Here is a 15,250-nt window from a genome sequence, read left to right as displayed (position 1 = left end):
ATTGAGATCCCAAACCTCTTAGGCCGCCAGTTTGCAGTTACGGAGCCAAACAGAGTTTGGGTTGGTGACGTTACTTATGTTTGGACTGGCTATCGTTGGATGTACTTAGCCGTAGTTTTAGACCTGTTCGCTAGAAAAACGATTGGTTGGGCAATGTCATTATCGCCCGATAGTCGATTAACTCGTAAGGCTCTTGCCATGGCTTATGAGTCTCGTGGTAAACCACAGGGCGTCATGTTTCACAGCGATCAAGGCAGTCATTATACAAGCCGAAGTTATCGGCAATTACTGTGGCGCTTTCAGATCAAGCAAAGCTTATCTCGACGAGGAAATTGCTGGGATAATGCACCAATGGAACGCTTCTTTAGAAGCTTGAAGACGGAATGGATACCTACAGTAGGTTATCGGAGCTTTGCAGAGGCACAACAAGAAATTACTCGATACATTATTGGGTATTATTGCCAACTCCGCCCGCACCAATACAACGGTGGTTTGACTCCCAATGAATCAGAACGATTGTTCTGGTTAAACTCTAGGAACGTGGCCAATATCAGTTGACCACTACACTACTAGTTACCCAATAACACAAGCCGACGAGGAATTATGGCTAAAATCTACTACGTGTGTGGTTTGGTTTAAGCAAACCACCTGATGGGCATGTTCGATGGCCTTATTGTTGTTCGGTATATAAAGAGTCTGGGGTAAATATTTACTATTCACTTCCGAAACTGGCGAGTTCTTTGTTATGCCTGTTGCTAGCCTATGTCTGAAACCAAAACACTTTAAGGAGTATCAGACATGTTTAAGACAATGCATACCGCATCAAAACCACTCGTTATTTGTAATGTTTGGGATGTAGCAAGCGCCTTAATTGCAGAGCAAACTGGCTTTTTAGCGATTGGGACATCGAGTGCAGCGATTGCACGCAGTCACGGGCTTGACGATGGCGAAAATATCGAATTTGAAGAGATACTATCGGCGGTAAAAGCTATTGCACAGGCAACAGATCTACCTCTGAGCGTGGATATTGAATCAGGTTACGGAGATACGCCGCAGGCGATCTATGAAAATATTACTGAGTTGGTGAATGCTGGCGTGGTCGGAATCAATATAGAAGATAGCGCAGTCGATAATCGTGAGAGGCGACTTTGTGATTTGATGATGTTCTCGCAAACGTTGAGAAAAGTTAAAAGTATGCTCAACAAAGCCAACCTAAAAGTATTCATTAATGTCCGCATTGACACATTTTTAATGAATGTAAAAGCGCCTCTAAAGGAGAGCATCAAGAGAATCCAAGCCTATCAGCAAGCAGGTGCTGATGGAGTTTTTCTTCCATGTATCAAAGGAACCGATGATATCAAAGCCGTTGTAGATAGCACGTTGCTGCCCATAAATGTCATGTGTGTTCCTGAATTACCAAATTTTAAAGAGTTAGAGGCTCTTGGCGTGAAGCGCATCAGCATGGGTAATTTCTTGTATGAAGCGATGCTTTCCTCATTGCAAAAGAACCTGATAACCATAAAACGTGAGCAATCATTTAGAACATTGTTTTGATACCGCAACCCTGAATAGGGTGCAAGTGATCGGAACCTTAAACTATAGCACTTGACATCAAACCAAGTGTGGCCCCGTTCCCGTGCGCGGATAAGAGTTGGAACTTCAAAACTATATAGTTGATTCGCCTGATTTCAAAGGGTAGGGAGCTCTTAATGCACGGGAGTAAATCAAACAAAAAAGGATAAATAAATGCAGTTTGCTAAGGCATTTGAATACAAAAAATGGGCAAATAGTCAGTTACTCGATTTTGGAGCGAGACAATTCTCAAAACTGCCGGAAAACGATGGCACATTTTTCGTTAGAATTTTAAATCATACGACCGTGGTAGATAGTCTATTCATAAGTCGAATTCTCGGCGAACCGGAAAAATATACTGCTGATAATACCGTTGAAACTCCTTCGTTTTCAGAGCTGCGTGAGAGAATGGCTCACAATGATACATGGTTAGTGCAGTATGCACTGTCAGCCTCAAAAGAAGAATTAGACAAGGTTATTCAGTTTAACTTCGTAGATGGTGATATAGGGACAATGTCTGTTGAAGAAGTCCTTCTCCACTTACTCACACACGGTAATAACCACAGAGGCATGGCTTCTAGAGTGTTAGCTGAAAACAATTTAGAACGCCCAAAGGACACATTTACCCGTTACCTTCATCTCGCGGAGCCGACACGCAGAGGTAGCGCGGTGTTGAAAGAAAAATAGCAATAAGTAAATTTGGGAATTCAATATGATGACTTTAAGAACTGCAGACACTCATGAGTTAGATGATATTTATCTTATGGGCTTTGATGTATGGGGAGGTTCCGCATCAGTCGATGACTATCTAGCTTGTTGTAATAAAAATGATAAGTATCAGAAGGGAACTTGGTATGTGCTCATTGAACATCAAAAAATATTATCTTCCTTGATTGTTTATCAAGGAGTGTTTGGTCTTGTAGATGGCAGCTGCGGGCTTGGTTCCGTTGCTACACCTCCAGAGCTAAGAGGCAAAGGCTATGCTTCAAAGTTAATTAACATGATAAAGAATGAGTTACTCCAGAATCAAAATAATACGGTGTTGTTCTTACATAGTGATATCGACAAAACGTTTTATAGGCGGTTAGGGTTTACAGTGACTGGAGGTTCTGACTGCATGTACATTACGAGTGATGGTAGGGCGTTCAAAGAGACACTGCCTGGGTATTTTTAACCGCACATGTTATGTGAGCTCTTTCGCAAGAATAATGACTAGCACTTGAAATCTAAGGCTTGGCATTTAATTGAGGGAACGAATGAGAGTTTTGATATCAGGTACCAATGGGTACATCGGTCATCACATTATAACGTATTTGTAGAAAGTGGCTTGGAAGTATTTCGGTACTCTAGGGACAATAGTGTTCACCCTTCCAGTTAGCCCTTTATTCGAATCGACAGAACTTATTAGCGACTTTCAGTGAGGAAGAGGTATCAAGATAATCTGCTGTTGGAACTTGTTAGTGGCTGGCTTACCTCAAACTGGCTCATAAAAACGTTTTATCAATAGCAGCTCTTTGTTAATAATGTGTATCACTACGCACTTCCGCATCTATCCGGGCTGGTGGCATATTTGCTATGGTAGTCAGTACGTTACGGAAATATATTAGCCAGTTAGCGAAGGTTTATAACTTCTTTTAACCACCCAGTTTTGACCTTGTGCTGCTGTGATCTCCTTTCGTAACATACTAATTATTAACAGGGCGCCTCCGATAAATAAGTACCACATCAATGTGTCAACTTGGCGGTAGTAGAATCCGTGTTGCCATAAATTTGGTTTTGGAGGAAATTCATGATTAGGGAAATGTCTAAATCTGACTTTGAGTCATTTTGGCCTACGTTTTCGGCAGTGATTCAAGCACAAGAAACCTATGCATTTGATCCAGAAATGACGATGAAACAAGCCTTTTCGGTTTGGTGTGAACAGCCATCAAAAACTTATGTCTATACCGAAAACGATGTTGTTTTAGGCTCGTACTATATAAAGCCTAATGCAATGGGTCCAAGCGGTCATATTTGTAACTGTGGTTACATGGTTTCCGAAGGGGCAAGGGGGCAGGGAATCGCGCGGTCTTTGTGTGAACACTCTCAACAAGTCGCCATTGATTTAGGCTTTGAGGCGATGCAATTCAACAGTGTTGTGTCGACAAACAAAACGGCAATAAAGCTTTGGGAAAGGCTTGGCTTTAGTATTATCGGATCGATTCCCAAGGCCTATAAGCATCCTCAATTAGGGGCAGTGAGCAGCTATATCATGTATAAATCGCTTAAAAGGTAATAGAGATCGACTTCTGGTCCCTTAAGAAAGTTACCGTTAAAACTGAATTCATGAGGCTTAAAATGACGATAGTCGAAAAAGTTGTTAGTCGTGAAATAGAAGCCGTCATCGTTTATGAATCCGATAACGTGATTGCTTTTGCAGACCACAATCCTATTAATTTTGGGCATATTTTGATTTGTCCCACACATCCGTACGCCAACTATATCGATCTACCAGAAGGTGTTCTTACCGAAATTCATTCTGTCGCTAGGCAGGTGTATAGACGTATTGAAGAGGCGTTTAAACCTGATGGTATTTCATTCTTACAAAATAACGGTGACTTTAATGAGTTGTCTCATTACCACCTACATATCTTTCCAAGATTTGAGGGCGACCAGTTCGGTTGGCTGAGTAGTGAACTCGGTATTCAAAGTATAGAGCAACTGCACGAGTCATTAAAACACTTGTAATTTATAGTAAAAATTAGATGCACAAAAGTGCACGAAAAGGCTTAACAATGAGTGAAATAAAAACATTAGAACAATTAAATGAACTTTATGCCGAGCCGAGTAAAAGGGCTAAAAATAAAGTACTTCTAGCACTGGATGCCCATGCGATTACTTTGATCAATCATTGCCATTTCGCTGTTTTGGGGACGACAGACTCACAAGGCTTTGTCGATCTGTCTCCTAAAGGCGGTGAGCCCGGTTTCATTCAGGTTATCGATGAGTCTACGGTCCTAATACCGGATAGCTCGGGGAATAATCGTATTGATGGTTTAAAAAACATCATCAATAACCCTGAAGTTGGCTTGCTGCTGATGGTTAATGGGATAGATGAAGTGGTACGTCTTAAAGGTAAAGCTAGCATCCATACCGATCCAAATTTGCTTGCGGCTTGCCCTGACGGGAAGAAAGCCCCAAAAGTCGTGATTAAAATCGCTGTAGAGTCTATGTACTTTCATTGCGCTAAGGCGGTAATGAGAGGCAAGCTTTGGTCTGATACGTTTAAAGTGGAGCGTTCTATTCTGCCTTCACTGGCACAGATCATGAAAGATCAACAAAACCTAGAAGACCCTGCGATCAATCAAGACGATATGGTCAAATATTACCAATCGACACTGTGATACTCATGAAGAATGTAGTTCAAATTATCTTTATGTCGGGCTCTAAGTTTCTGCTCGTTTTTCGTCAAAACACAGAAGCGTTCGACCAATACTGGGGATTTCCTTCCGGAAGAATAGAGCAAGGGGAGTTGCCTCGGAGTGCAGCAGAACGAGAAGCGCGAGAAGAGGTTGCGGTTGACGCTGGGAACTTAACATTGTTCGCGATTGTCTCTGACCCGGAGCTACCCATTTGTCACTATTTCTACCTATGCCATGAATGGGCTGGCGATATACAGAATGCTGAGCCCCATTTATGCCAAGAGTTGCGTTGGTTTGACCGTGATGAGCTACCCGAAAATTGCACACCAATAACTTACTTAATCACTCAACAATTGAATGACACCGCGCTTACAAAAAACATAAAGCCTGAGATTAACCAACCCAAGCTTTGTGCGTAAGCCGTTCTGTGTTGAGTAACAGACTTTTCATTTAGGCTAGTGGCGTTGGGTATTAGTCAAACGTCACTTTTTGCCGTAACTAAACACAATAATAGGGAAGATATGTTTACAGGTATTGTACAAGCCGTCGCTAACACTATAGAAGTGAGTGATAACAACGGAATAAGAACGTTCGTCATAGAGTTTCCAACAGGCTTTTGTCACGATTTGGAAATTGGTGCCAGTATCGCAATTGATGGCGTGTGTTTAACCGTTACTGAGTTGCTGTCAGATGTTCGAGTAAAGTTTGACGTCATGCTGCAAAGCCTATTAATTACTACGCTAAGCAATTATGAAGTTGGTCAATCAGTGAATGCTGAGAGGGCGGTAAGAGACGGTGCTGAAATTGGCGGTCACCCACTTTCTGGTCACGTTGATTTCAATGTCGCGATTATCCAAATATCCGAAATTGAAGATAACTACTGTGTACGCTTAGCTCTTCCTGATGAGTGGAAAAGATATGTATTCCCAAAAGGTTATATCGCAATCAATGGGGCAAGCTTAACCGTTTCTGACGTTAATAAAGTTGAAGGGTGGTTTGAGGTTTGGTTGATCCCAGAAACCCGACGAATGACCGTCTTCTCATCGAAATCAGTAGGTAACTTCGTCAATATCGAAATCGAACGTGGTACTCAAGTCGTCGTTGACACGGTGCGTGATACTTTAAATGAAAACTTAGGCCCATTATTGCCTTTATTTGAGAAGTTACTGTCAGAGCAAGGTATCGATTTAGATGCATTGGGTTATAAGCCTAATACATTGGGTTGCTCAAACGAACCAAAGTAATGCGGATTGGTACACCAAAAAGTGAGCAGTTGAAATGTTAGAAACGGCACGAACTCAAATTGAAGCAATAGGTAAGCAACACGCGGCATCGCTTTTACAATATCATCTAGAAAATCGCTGCCATTTAGCTCCTTGGTCTCCCATGCGCGACGAGCAATTCTATACCTTGGAGTATTGGGAAGAATTTTGTCATGCCAGTGAAGCGTTATTCGAGGGCGGGAAAGAAATTAAATTTGTCGCAATCGACAAAGAAACGAGAGAAGTTGTCGGTGTCTGCAGTTACACCGCCATTGCTCGAGGTGTTTTTCAGGCATGCTTTTTGGGCTATCACATGGCACAAAAATATGAAGGTAAAGGTTTTATGACTGAAATTCTTGAGGTCACACTTCGATACATATTTGACGTTGTGGGTCTCAATAGAGTTATGGCGACCTATATGCCACGTAATAAAGTGAGTGAAAAAGTTTTGTTTAAGCTTGGTTTTGAAAAAGAAGGCTACGCCAGGAAATACCTGAAAATCGCAGGGAAATGGGAAGATCATATCCTCACCTCGAAGATTGGCGAAAATTAACAAATCACCATGATTGAAGGTGGCTCGGTTGAACAACAGCAGAGAACTAATTAAACCGAAAAAGCATATTTAGAATACCTAGGGGTCTGTTCGTTCGGTGATACTTAAGTCCTACGCGAATTTACGAAGAAATCCAGTCTGTATAAATAGGTGGCCTTTACACCGAACAGCCTCAGGCTTTAGAACAATACATGGCTTTTTATGTGAAGTAGTCTGCGCCTTATAATTACAGGTTCATAACTCTTATATACAACATCACTCACATTACCCAGTTCAATCAAATACACACGGAGACCTCATGTCGGATAAACATCTTTTTGTCATGGCTAAAATCACACCAAAGCAAGAGTATTTTGAATCTGCGAAGACGGAATTACTTGGTATGCTAGAAGCGACTAGAAGCGAATTAGGTTGTATCCAGTTTGAATTACATGCTTCGGAGTGTGGTAACTACCTTTATCTTTACGAAGAATGGAAGAACCAAGCAGACCTACACAAGCATCATCAAGAACCCTATACACAAGATGTCGCCAAAAAATTTGAAGGTTGGCTTGCTGCCCCGACAGAAGTTTCATTAATGAACAAGTTATTTTGATACAACTCGACAGACTAGGAATTATCAGCAAATGGAATACACATTAGATACCGAGCCATCAGATAGTGACATCAGCGAAGTTCGCGCAGGCCTAATCAAGCACAATACGCCATTTCTTGAAGGCATACCTAAATCTCAAGTCGGTTATTACGCCATGGAAGGGGATGTTAAGGTCGGTGGTGTTATTGCGGATTTTTGGGGGAACTGGCTATTGATCAAATTTCTTTGGGTCGATGATTCAATGCGAGGCAAGCAGGTCGGCAGCCAGTTACTGCAACGATTAGAAGAGTACGCACAGTCCCAAGGCTGTACGTCATCATTGGTCGACACGTTAAGTTTTCAGGCCAAACCTTTTTATGAGAAGCATGGCTACCAATGCCAAATGGTGCTTGAGAATTACCCTCTAGACTCATCATTAGCGTTCCTCACCAAGTCGCTAACAGAGTAATCATATAGGGCAAGGATGAACACAAACAGACGCAAGGAAAGTGAAGTGATTAATATTCGAGAGATGTACATCGCCGATTATGATTCTGTGATTAACCTATGGTGCGAAACCGAAGGTATGAGTATTCGCGATGCAGATTCAAAACAGAGCATTTCGACTTATCTCGAGCGCAACCCTGGCTTGAGCTTCGTTGCGGAGTCTAAACAAGGCGTGGTTGGTGCGGTGTTAGTAGGGACGGATGGCCGTCGTGGCTATTTGCAGCATCTAGCGGTAAGTACTGAATTTAGAGGACAAAATCTAGGTTGCCAACTAGTAACTGAAGCGGTTAACGCATTGGCTGGGGTAGGTGTCCCCAAGACACATTTATTCGTGTATAACGATAATATTAACGCTCAGAAATTCTATGAAAAGTTAGGCTGGTTTCGACGTGATGAAGTGCGGATGTACTCGTTTAATAGCTCGAGTAACAGTAACGCCTAACGGTTCTATTTTGTCAGCAAAAGCAGCACATAACTAAAATCAGGTTAACCAAAGGAGCAAGATTTGCCTCATTGTATTATCGAACACTCGTCGACGATTAATGCCGAGCAACTGAACAATAAAGAGTTTTTAGGAGCACTTAACTCAGAGTTATTCGAAGCCTATGGGCGAGACATAAAAGTCCGAAGTATCGCTTATGAGAGCTACCAAACGGGTACAGAAAAAGAAGATTTTATCCATGTGACTGTGCGTATATTGTCTGGTCGAAGTGACACAGACAAAGCAATGCTATCTGAGACAGTGATGACGCAATTGCTGTCTTTGTCCCTTAGTAGAGCATCGATAACCGTTGAGGTGGCAGATATGGACAGAAACAGTTATGAAAAGGTCGTTGTCTAACAGAACGGAAGTCGCATTGTATACGTTGATCTTTGTATTTTCACTCCAACTCGCTACAGGAATATTGGGAAATGTTGTTTATCCATAAATCTCAACCTTTGGTCCATGGCCCGGAACTATGCTCTGAGCTGGCCGATTTTTTAACTGAAAATAAGAGTAAATTTGAGGACAAACTGGTTCCAGACCTGTCGTACATCGATGATATGGCACATGTGGCCAACGGAATCAAAATAAAAAGCGTGCAACATGTGAATCATAACCAGTATCGTCTTGAATATGCGTTCGACTGGGAGCTATTCCTTGGATGTTCTGATAGAAATGAAACGGGCGTTGAAAATGGGCGTGTTCTGTTTATCTTGGAAGACGATAATAATCTTAATTTCGATTTTCCAGATAGGAGCTCTCGCGATACCTGTGACGAGTTTTAATTGACAAGTGAAGCACTGTTTTGAATTGATGTTGATTCTTTAGTTTTGGCATTAACGATATTCAATGAGTAACGCGATAAAACATTTCAGCCATTTAAGGCGAAGTTGGAATAGGAGTAGTAATGAAAATAGTAGAAGCAAAACACTCTGACTTAGAGAGTCTGTTCGTGTATCTGGATACACAGTTGTCAGAAATCGCATTAGAAGAAACACCGCTATTCCAACCAGTATCAAAGTCCGATTGTAAAATGTCGGAAGCACACAAGGCTCGCTTTTCTGATGGGTTTAAGTTTGAGTTTGGAGAGAATGGCTGGCGAAAAATTTGGTTAGCTAAAGATTCGAATGGTGCTATTCGTGGTCATATCGACTTGCGCCATCATAATGGCAATTACTGCTCTCACCGTGTGTTACTTGGTATGGGTGTCGACAGCAGCGCGAGAAAGCAAGGCTTAGGCTCCAAGCTAATGAATGTGGCGACTCAATACTGCCGAGAGAACGAAGCGATTGATTGGCTAGACCTCAACGTGTTGTCAAACAACCTTCCGGCTAAAAATCTTTATTTGAGAACAGGGTTTACGGTTGTCGGCGAAATGGAAGACTACTATCGAATTGATGGTCAGTCGGTGTCTGAACTAACAATGACGTTGGAGACGAAAGGGTAAAAGATCCAAGTCAATCAGGAGACTAACTTGAGCAGACCAATAGCAATTCTGATTCATGTCCCAAACGTAGAGCAGGGGCTCAGTTGGTATCAAGCGGCCTTTCCTGAGTCTGTCGCGACCTATCATCCGTCTTCTGACTTTACAACTCTAGATATCAATGGCTTTTCTATTGAGCTTGTACAAGCGGATGAGAAAGTTGGCTCTGGCAAAAAGGGAACAGTCCTTTATTGGTCTACAGAGGATTTTGACAAGTCACTTTTGCATTTTCAGTTAATTGGGGCTCAGTTATACAGAGGTCCAATGGAGATCGAGGGCGGATTAACTATGTGCCAAGTCGAGGACCCTTTTGGAAATCTGATTGGTTTACGAGGCATTCGTAAAAATATCGCTTGTAATGAGACACGACTAGATAGCGAATAAAGGAATAACAATGATCACTATCGAAAGACTTAATGATGCTCATATCGAGCAAGTTAACGAAATTCAGCTCGCGGATGAACAGGTTAAATTCGCAGGAACAGCAGCGGACTTTCTGTCAGATGGCAGCGAGACCACGCATCTACACATTATTAAATATGGCAGTGAGGTGGTGGGCTTCTTTAAGCTTGATGTTGCTTACCCAGCGGGCTACAAATTTTGCCCTGAAGGTAGTGTTGGCTTAAAGGCGTTTGCGCTTGATAAAAACCAACAAGGAAAGGGGCTAGGTACTGGCGCGGTGCAAGCGCTATTTCCGTATCTAGCAGCCAATTACGAAGGGTATGAATGGATTTACTTAACGGTTAATTGTAAAAACCCCTCAGCCTATAGGTGCTATGTTAAAGGTGGTTTTGAAGATACCAATGAACAGTACCTTGGTGGCGCCGCTGGGCCACAGTTCATTATGCGTGGAGCTATTAACGCTTAACTAAAATCTGTTTATCAAAAGGCAACTGGGAATCAAAGGAATGGCCATGAAAGTTCAATATCTTGAAATTGTTACCTCTGAAGTAGATACGGTTTGTGCGACTTACGCGCAGATCTACGATGTGAAGTTTAGTGATGTGGATTTGAACTTAGGTGGTGCTCGTACCGCTAAGCTCTCTAATGGTGGAGTGATTGGCGTAAGGGGACCACTTCGTGAAACTGAGGAGCCAGTCGTTCGCCATTACACGCTAGTGAAAGACATTGAAGCGGCAGTAAACGCAGCTGAAAAGTTGGGTGCTGAAGTAGCAGTTCCACCAATGGAGTTACCACGTCACGGAATGTGTGCCATTGTCATTCAAAGTGGTGTTGAACTCGGTTTTTGGCAGCTGTAGCTGGTCGTTTGACCAAAGGTATAGAATATAAAATGGCATTTGTTCTAAGGAGGGAACATGTCAATTACATCCTATCCCCTCAACAAGGTACGTTATGAAACAAAATATTGTCCATATTGCACTTGTCGTAAAAGACTACGATGAAGCCCTAGATTTCTACGTAAACAAACTCAAGTTTGAACTTATCGAAGATACCTACTTACCAGAAGAAGATAAGCGTTGGGTTGTTGTTGCTCCACCTAATTCACACGGTGTAAGCCTACTATTGGCGAGAGCATCCAAGCCCGAGCAACTGGATTTTATCGGTAATCAAGCTGGTGGACGTGTATTCCTATTCCTAAATACTGATGATTTTTGGCGTGACTATGAACGTATGGTGTCTCTTGGAATCAAATTCGTTCGAGAGCCGAAAGAGCAAGGCTACGGCACAGTAGCGGTATTCGAAGACCTTTATGGAAACCTATGGGATCTTCTGCAATTAAATCCAGATCACCCAATGGCGAATCGATAAGCCTGTGCATCACTAAAACATCAATTCAAGTTAAGGAGCGTATCGTGGAAGAAATCAAAGGCATTTTGGAATTCATGGCTGAAGTGGAAAAGTTGAAGGATGTTCATAGACAAACGAAGCCAGTTGGTCTGGATCGCTATGAAAACTCCGCTGAGCATAGCTGGCATGTCTGTTTGAGTGCTCTGATGTTGAAAGACTATGCGAATGAAGAGATCGATATAACCCGAGTGATGAAGATGTTGCTGATACACGATCTCGGTGAAATCGATGCAGGTGACACGATCATCTATGCCAGTGAAACAGAAGAAAACAAACTTAAAGAGAGAAACTGTGTCGAGCGTTTACTTGAGTCATTGCCGAGCCATCTAAGATCCGAATATTTGGAGTTATGGCTAGAATTTGAAGCGGGTGAGTCACCGGAAGCAAGGTTCGGTAAAGCGATCGATAGAGTTCCCCCTTTACTTCATAACATCCATGGTGGCGGTCATAGCTGGAGGAAGCACAATATATCCAAAGATAAGGTACTGACATTTAACGGTGACCGTATTTCTAAAGGCAGCAAGGCACTGTGGAGCGAACTAGAAGTTCAACTTGAAGCGGCTGCCGACCGAGGATTATTGAAGTAAATTCAAATTTAGCTTGCCAAGGGTGATGGACAAGGAATGACATCACCCCCGCCTTTTGGGTTCCTATATGGCCTTTCGATTGTGACATTCTCATCAAAATACTGAGATACTGTTTATTTATACAGTTATCGTGTGTATTCTCACTGCTCATCAAAAGGAGCAGTAAAAATGGCGTTCAAATACGAAGAAAAAGTCCCAAATCCAGCCGAGTTTTGTGAGATGCGGGTGAAAGCAAAATTATCACCGAAGTCACTGAAAGCAGCCACAATCGCTTTACCAAATAGTTTATACGGCATTTCTGTTCGAGATGGTGATCAACTCATTGCGATGGGGCGTGTCGTTGGCGATGGTGCGTGTAATTTTGAAGTGGTTGATGTCGCCGTCGATCCAATTTATCAAGGGCAGGGCTTGGGCAGAAAAGTGATGGAATACATCGACAATTACCTATCTTCTGTTGCACTGGAAGGGTCGTATGTTTCCATGATTGCTGATGAACCGGTGTTTTATGAGAAACTCGGTTATAAGCTTGTATCTCCTTCTAGCCAAGGCATGACAAAGAAGTTTCCACCCAAGCGTATGTAATAAAAACTCGTGGCTCTACCATGGCGTTATGCAAAGAGCCTCAAGTTTAAAAGGAACACATCAATTAATGAAAAATAGAATCTTGGCGTTATCGCTGCTTGGCCTATCAAGCAGTGTATTCGCTGACAGTGAATTACCAAGCAGTAGTTATGAAATGACCGTTGCAGTTGAAGAGCAATCCCTAAAGCGCGACTTTCCATCGGTTAAGTTTGATTACCTTGGCCAGACGCTTACCACGAGCGTTGATGAGTGTTCGTATACTGGAACGCTCTCTCAACATGACGACGATACGATTCTTCTATCGGCCACGATGTCATGCACTAATGATAGTGGATCAAGCTACAGTGAGATGCCAGATTTTGTGCTCAAGCATGAGGGTGGTGAAGCGAGTATGAGTTTTGGTGATGGCGAGACTGATGTGTGGACATACTCCGTCACCGTTAAGAAGCTCGATTTATAGTTAACCTTCTTTAGCAAGTTGACACATTAGCCATGGCATTATCGTTGCATTGTGCAGCGTAACTACATACATGAGACGCCGATCAATATAATAAGTTAGATAATCCAACGTTAGATTGTTACTATGCAATCAACTTTATAAATGCGTATTGGTTTATATAAATGATTGATAGTAAGTACATTAAACACCCATACTACTGTGAAAACTGTAACTCAATGACTCCACACCTTGCTATGAGCAGCTCTGTTGAGGAGCAAAAGGAGCAAGCGGAATCAGAAGCAAGGCAGTGGAAAATAGGGATGTTGGTGGAGTATATCGTAAACCTGCTCTTTAAAGACGACAAAGACACGCCTGGCTTTTTCATAGACCAAGAATATCAATATCTGTGTGAGAAGTGCGGCACCAAGTCATGGCATTGATATTATTGGATTTGGTTTCATTCGACACCTAATTTTTAGCATCTAAAACTTCAGCTAAAAAGGCTCATTCTGCAGTTTCCTTTTTGTTATGGAGGACAAACGAGTGATATACCCAAAAGCTTTAAATATCGGTGACAAAATCGGATTTTTCTCACCGTCATCGCCCGCAACTGTCTTTGCACCTAATCGATTTGCTCGTGCTAAACGTTATTTGGAAAAGCAGGGCTTCATTCTAGTTGAAGGTTCGTTAACTGGAGAGTCAGAAGGGTATCGTTCTGGTTCCATTCAAGCGCGAGCTGAAGAACTCAATCAGCTCATTCGAGATCCTGACGTGCGCTGCATTATGTCGACCATTGGTGGTAACAACAGCAATTCACTGTTGCCATACATCGATTATGATGCCCTTAGAAACAACCCTAAGATCATCGTCGGCTATTCAGATGCCACAGCATTACTGTTAGGCATCTACGCTAAAACCGGATTGGTGACTTTCTATGGCCCGGCACTCGTCGCGTCATTTGGTGAGCTCCCGCCGTTAGTCGACGAAACCTTCCAATCGTTTACTGACATCTTATGTTCGGATTCGAGCCAACATCAGTACACGATGCCTGAGAGTTGGACGGACATTAAATACGATTGGGAAACTCAAAACTCTGCAAAGCCAGTTTACAATAACGAATGGCACTTCATGGGAAGAGGTCAAGTCAGCGGTCGCGTGATTGGTGGCAACTTGAGTACGATGGCGGGGATTTGGGGCAGTGAATACATGCCAGAAATTCAGTCTGGCGACATTCTTCTTATTGAAGATTCACTAAAAGGCATTGAAGCGGTCGAGCGTTCATTCGCACACTTATTGGCTTGCGGAGTATTCGATAAAGTAGGCGCTATTGTACTCGGCAAACATGAACTGTTTGATGATAAAGGGACAGGGCGAACACCACTCGATGTACTTGTTGAAGTACTGAATGGTAATAATGTCCCGATCCTATATGGCTTCGACAGTTGCCACACTCATCCTATGCTAGTCACGCCACTAGGTGTGCAAGGTACTATTGATTTTAATGACCAAACATTCAAGCTTCAAAGCCAATGGTTAGCGTCGAGTTAACCTAAACTGATGATAATAAGACGCATTAGAAAAGTGATCCTCTCTGCAAACTGAGAATGGAAACGCGTCTATACTGACATGGGTTACGTCGCTGATTTTAGAGGTGGCGCTATGAATTTAAGTTTGATTAGGTTAAATCTCAGAGGTGACGATGAAAAAATTACTACCACTATGCGTAATGCCAGTCAGTTAAGCTGACTGGCATTTTTTCTATTTGTCGCATATTTCTTGGGTTTCAGTTTCACCCAGCGAAGATAACTTCTATCTTCTCTTCGGGGTGGCAGGATAAACATGGATATTTTCTGTAGTAGTACTTCATAGTGTTTAGGGAGTTTCCCAGGACTCGTTAAAGGTAAAGCTGCAAAGTATTGAGTCACAGCCATGGCACTACTCGTAAAGCTTAATTGATTCGGCCAGACGCTATCTAACTTACTCGCGGCCTTTGTCAT

General features: G+C 42.4%; 25 protein-coding genes and 1 pseudogene. 25 read left to right on the top strand and 1 reads right to left on the bottom strand.

The window, feature by feature from the left end:
• From CWO08_RS23260 to CWO08_RS23140, 25 genes are all read left to right on the top strand, one after another.
• A partial coding sequence (locus CWO08_RS23260; protein WP_108021202.1) for an IS3 family transposase occupies positions 1–558 on the top strand: 558 nt, incomplete at its 5' end.
• 240 nt (positions 559–798) lie between these two features.
• Positions 799–1,554 carry an isocitrate lyase/phosphoenolpyruvate mutase family protein gene (locus CWO08_RS23255; protein ID WP_102479157.1) on the top strand — a complete coding sequence of 252 codons (756 nt, stop codon included), beginning with the start codon at positions 799–801 and terminating at the stop codon, positions 1,552–1,554.
• A 192-nt stretch (positions 1,555–1,746) separates the two neighbouring features.
• The gene (locus CWO08_RS23250; protein ID WP_108021201.1) at positions 1,747–2,259 is read left to right on the top strand and encodes a DinB family protein; all 513 of its coding nucleotides are present in this window, start codon (positions 1,747–1,749) and stop codon (positions 2,257–2,259) included.
• Between the two features lie 25 nt (positions 2,260–2,284).
• Positions 2,285–2,746 carry a GNAT family N-acetyltransferase gene (locus tag CWO08_RS23245; protein ID WP_108021200.1) on the top strand — a complete coding sequence of 154 codons (462 nt, stop codon included), beginning with the start codon at positions 2,285–2,287 and terminating at the stop codon, positions 2,744–2,746.
• Positions 2,747–3,361: 615 nt separating this feature from the next.
• Positions 3,362–3,847 (top strand): GNAT family N-acetyltransferase, encoded by a 486-nt coding sequence (locus CWO08_RS23240; RefSeq protein WP_108021199.1) that lies wholly within the window; start codon positions 3,362–3,364, stop codon positions 3,845–3,847.
• Between the two features lie 62 nt (positions 3,848–3,909).
• Positions 3,910–4,299: an HIT family protein gene (locus CWO08_RS23235; RefSeq protein ID WP_102431861.1), complete on the top strand. Its 390-nt coding sequence runs from the start codon at positions 3,910–3,912 to the stop codon at positions 4,297–4,299.
• Between the two features lie 47 nt (positions 4,300–4,346).
• Positions 4,347–4,955: a pyridoxamine 5'-phosphate oxidase family protein gene (locus CWO08_RS23230; RefSeq protein WP_108021203.1), complete on the top strand. Its 609-nt coding sequence runs from the start codon at positions 4,347–4,349 to the stop codon at positions 4,953–4,955.
• A gap of 5 nt (positions 4,956–4,960) precedes the next feature.
• Complete coding sequence (locus tag CWO08_RS23225) at positions 4,961–5,392, top strand: NUDIX domain-containing protein (protein ID WP_108021198.1); 432 nt, start codon at positions 4,961–4,963, stop codon at positions 5,390–5,392.
• A gap of 102 nt (positions 5,393–5,494) precedes the next feature.
• Positions 5,495–6,217, top strand: coding sequence for a riboflavin synthase subunit alpha (locus tag CWO08_RS23220; RefSeq protein WP_108021197.1), 723 nt, complete (start codon positions 5,495–5,497; stop codon positions 6,215–6,217).
• 34 nt (positions 6,218–6,251) lie between these two features.
• Complete coding sequence (locus tag CWO08_RS23215; protein ID WP_108021196.1) at positions 6,252–6,788, top strand: GNAT family N-acetyltransferase; 537 nt, start codon at positions 6,252–6,254, stop codon at positions 6,786–6,788.
• A gap of 298 nt (positions 6,789–7,086) precedes the next feature.
• Positions 7,087–7,383 (top strand): putative quinol monooxygenase, encoded by a 297-nt coding sequence (locus CWO08_RS23210; RefSeq protein WP_102442710.1) that lies wholly within the window; start codon positions 7,087–7,089, stop codon positions 7,381–7,383.
• 31 nt (positions 7,384–7,414) lie between these two features.
• Positions 7,415–7,831: a GNAT family N-acetyltransferase gene (locus CWO08_RS23205; RefSeq protein ID WP_102442709.1), complete on the top strand. Its 417-nt coding sequence runs from the start codon at positions 7,415–7,417 to the stop codon at positions 7,829–7,831.
• A gap of 45 nt (positions 7,832–7,876) precedes the next feature.
• Positions 7,877–8,311 (top strand): GNAT family N-acetyltransferase, encoded by a 435-nt coding sequence (locus tag CWO08_RS23200; RefSeq protein WP_102442708.1) that lies wholly within the window; start codon positions 7,877–7,879, stop codon positions 8,309–8,311.
• A 63-nt stretch (positions 8,312–8,374) separates the two neighbouring features.
• Positions 8,375–8,710 (top strand): 5-carboxymethyl-2-hydroxymuconate Delta-isomerase, encoded by a 336-nt coding sequence (locus CWO08_RS23195; protein ID WP_108021195.1) that lies wholly within the window; start codon positions 8,375–8,377, stop codon positions 8,708–8,710.
• A gap of 71 nt (positions 8,711–8,781) precedes the next feature.
• On the top strand, positions 8,782–9,138 hold the full coding sequence (locus CWO08_RS23190; protein WP_102442706.1) for a hypothetical protein: 357 nt from the start codon (positions 8,782–8,784) through the stop codon (positions 9,136–9,138).
• A gap of 122 nt (positions 9,139–9,260) precedes the next feature.
• Complete coding sequence (locus tag CWO08_RS23185; protein ID WP_102442705.1) at positions 9,261–9,800, top strand: GNAT family N-acetyltransferase; 540 nt, start codon at positions 9,261–9,263, stop codon at positions 9,798–9,800.
• 27 nt (positions 9,801–9,827) lie between these two features.
• Complete coding sequence (locus CWO08_RS23180; RefSeq protein WP_102442704.1) at positions 9,828–10,220, top strand: VOC family protein; 393 nt, start codon at positions 9,828–9,830, stop codon at positions 10,218–10,220.
• A 10-nt stretch (positions 10,221–10,230) separates the two neighbouring features.
• A complete protein-coding gene (locus CWO08_RS23175) occupies positions 10,231–10,704 on the top strand; it encodes a GNAT family N-acetyltransferase (protein WP_108021194.1) in 474 nt (157 codons plus the stop codon).
• A 46-nt stretch (positions 10,705–10,750) separates the two neighbouring features.
• On the top strand, positions 10,751–11,095 hold the full coding sequence (locus CWO08_RS23170) for a VOC family protein (protein ID WP_102426059.1): 345 nt from the start codon (positions 10,751–10,753) through the stop codon (positions 11,093–11,095).
• 94 nt (positions 11,096–11,189) lie between these two features.
• On the top strand, positions 11,190–11,606 hold the full coding sequence (locus tag CWO08_RS23165) for a VOC family protein (protein WP_102431842.1): 417 nt from the start codon (positions 11,190–11,192) through the stop codon (positions 11,604–11,606).
• 44 nt (positions 11,607–11,650) lie between these two features.
• Positions 11,651–12,232 carry an HD domain-containing protein gene (locus tag CWO08_RS23160; RefSeq protein ID WP_102431843.1) on the top strand — a complete coding sequence of 194 codons (582 nt, stop codon included), beginning with the start codon at positions 11,651–11,653 and terminating at the stop codon, positions 12,230–12,232.
• A gap of 168 nt (positions 12,233–12,400) precedes the next feature.
• Positions 12,401–12,814 (top strand): GNAT family N-acetyltransferase, encoded by a 414-nt coding sequence (locus tag CWO08_RS23155; RefSeq protein WP_108021193.1) that lies wholly within the window; start codon positions 12,401–12,403, stop codon positions 12,812–12,814.
• Between the two features lie 67 nt (positions 12,815–12,881).
• Positions 12,882–13,274: a hypothetical protein gene (locus CWO08_RS23150; protein WP_102431844.1), complete on the top strand. Its 393-nt coding sequence runs from the start codon at positions 12,882–12,884 to the stop codon at positions 13,272–13,274.
• 161 nt (positions 13,275–13,435) lie between these two features.
• Entirely contained in the window at positions 13,436–13,693 is a 258-nt protein-coding gene (locus CWO08_RS23145; RefSeq protein WP_102431845.1) for a hypothetical protein, read from the top strand.
• Between the two features lie 103 nt (positions 13,694–13,796).
• Positions 13,797–14,801 (top strand): S66 peptidase family protein, encoded by a 1,005-nt coding sequence (locus CWO08_RS23140; protein ID WP_102431846.1) that lies wholly within the window; start codon positions 13,797–13,799, stop codon positions 14,799–14,801.
• Positions 14,802–14,986: 185 nt separating this feature from the next.
• Here CWO08_RS23140 and CWO08_RS24095 read toward each other — a convergent pair.
• A pseudogene (locus CWO08_RS24095) lies at positions 14,987–15,250 on the bottom strand (IS4 family transposase); the annotation flags it as partial.

It is taken from the genome of Vibrio sp. 10N.286.48.B8, from assembly GCF_003050085.1.
Classification (GTDB): Bacteria; Pseudomonadota; Gammaproteobacteria; order Enterobacterales; family Vibrionaceae; genus Vibrio; species Vibrio crassostreae.
The sequence above is the reverse complement of the archived record's forward strand: the minus strand, read 5'-3'. Positions and strand labels throughout refer to the sequence as shown.

Bases quoted from the DNA above. Each gene is read 5' to 3' on its own strand.
- CWO08_RS23230 (WP_108021203.1), top strand. From the start codon at position 4,347: ATGAGTGAAATAAAAACATTAGAACAATTAAATGAACTTTATGCCGAG.
- CWO08_RS23210 (WP_102442710.1), top strand. From the start codon at position 7,087: ATGTCGGATAAACATCTTTTTGTCATGGCTAAAATCACACCAAAGCAA.
- CWO08_RS23150 (WP_102431844.1), top strand. From the start codon at position 12,882: ATGAAAAATAGAATCTTGGCGTTATCGCTGCTTGGCCTATCAAGCAGT.
- CWO08_RS23240 (WP_108021199.1), top strand. From the start codon at position 3,362: ATGATTAGGGAAATGTCTAAATCTGACTTTGAGTCATTTTGGCCTACG.
- CWO08_RS23255 (WP_102479157.1), top strand. From the start codon at position 799: ATGTTTAAGACAATGCATACCGCATCAAAACCACTCGTTATTTGTAAT.
- CWO08_RS23235 (WP_102431861.1), top strand. From the start codon at position 3,910: ATGACGATAGTCGAAAAAGTTGTTAGTCGTGAAATAGAAGCCGTCATC.
- CWO08_RS23205 (WP_102442709.1), top strand. From the start codon at position 7,415: ATGGAATACACATTAGATACCGAGCCATCAGATAGTGACATCAGCGAA.
- CWO08_RS23250 (WP_108021201.1), top strand. From the start codon at position 1,747: ATGCAGTTTGCTAAGGCATTTGAATACAAAAAATGGGCAAATAGTCAG.
- CWO08_RS23220 (WP_108021197.1), top strand. From the start codon at position 5,495: ATGTTTACAGGTATTGTACAAGCCGTCGCTAACACTATAGAAGTGAGT.
- CWO08_RS23155 (WP_108021193.1), top strand. From the start codon at position 12,401: ATGGCGTTCAAATACGAAGAAAAAGTCCCAAATCCAGCCGAGTTTTGT.
- CWO08_RS23185 (WP_102442705.1), top strand. From the start codon at position 9,261: ATGAAAATAGTAGAAGCAAAACACTCTGACTTAGAGAGTCTGTTCGTG.
- CWO08_RS23245 (WP_108021200.1), top strand. From the start codon at position 2,285: ATGATGACTTTAAGAACTGCAGACACTCATGAGTTAGATGATATTTAT.
- CWO08_RS23215 (WP_108021196.1), top strand. From the start codon at position 6,252: ATGTTAGAAACGGCACGAACTCAAATTGAAGCAATAGGTAAGCAACAC.
- CWO08_RS23145 (WP_102431845.1), top strand. From the start codon at position 13,436: ATGATTGATAGTAAGTACATTAAACACCCATACTACTGTGAAAACTGT.
- CWO08_RS23170 (WP_102426059.1), top strand. From the start codon at position 10,751: ATGAAAGTTCAATATCTTGAAATTGTTACCTCTGAAGTAGATACGGTT.
- CWO08_RS23225 (WP_108021198.1), top strand. From the start codon at position 4,961: ATGAAGAATGTAGTTCAAATTATCTTTATGTCGGGCTCTAAGTTTCTG.
- CWO08_RS23175 (WP_108021194.1), top strand. From the start codon at position 10,231: ATGATCACTATCGAAAGACTTAATGATGCTCATATCGAGCAAGTTAAC.
- CWO08_RS23190 (WP_102442706.1), top strand. From the start codon at position 8,782: ATGTTGTTTATCCATAAATCTCAACCTTTGGTCCATGGCCCGGAACTA.
- CWO08_RS23165 (WP_102431842.1), top strand. From the start codon at position 11,190: ATGAAACAAAATATTGTCCATATTGCACTTGTCGTAAAAGACTACGAT.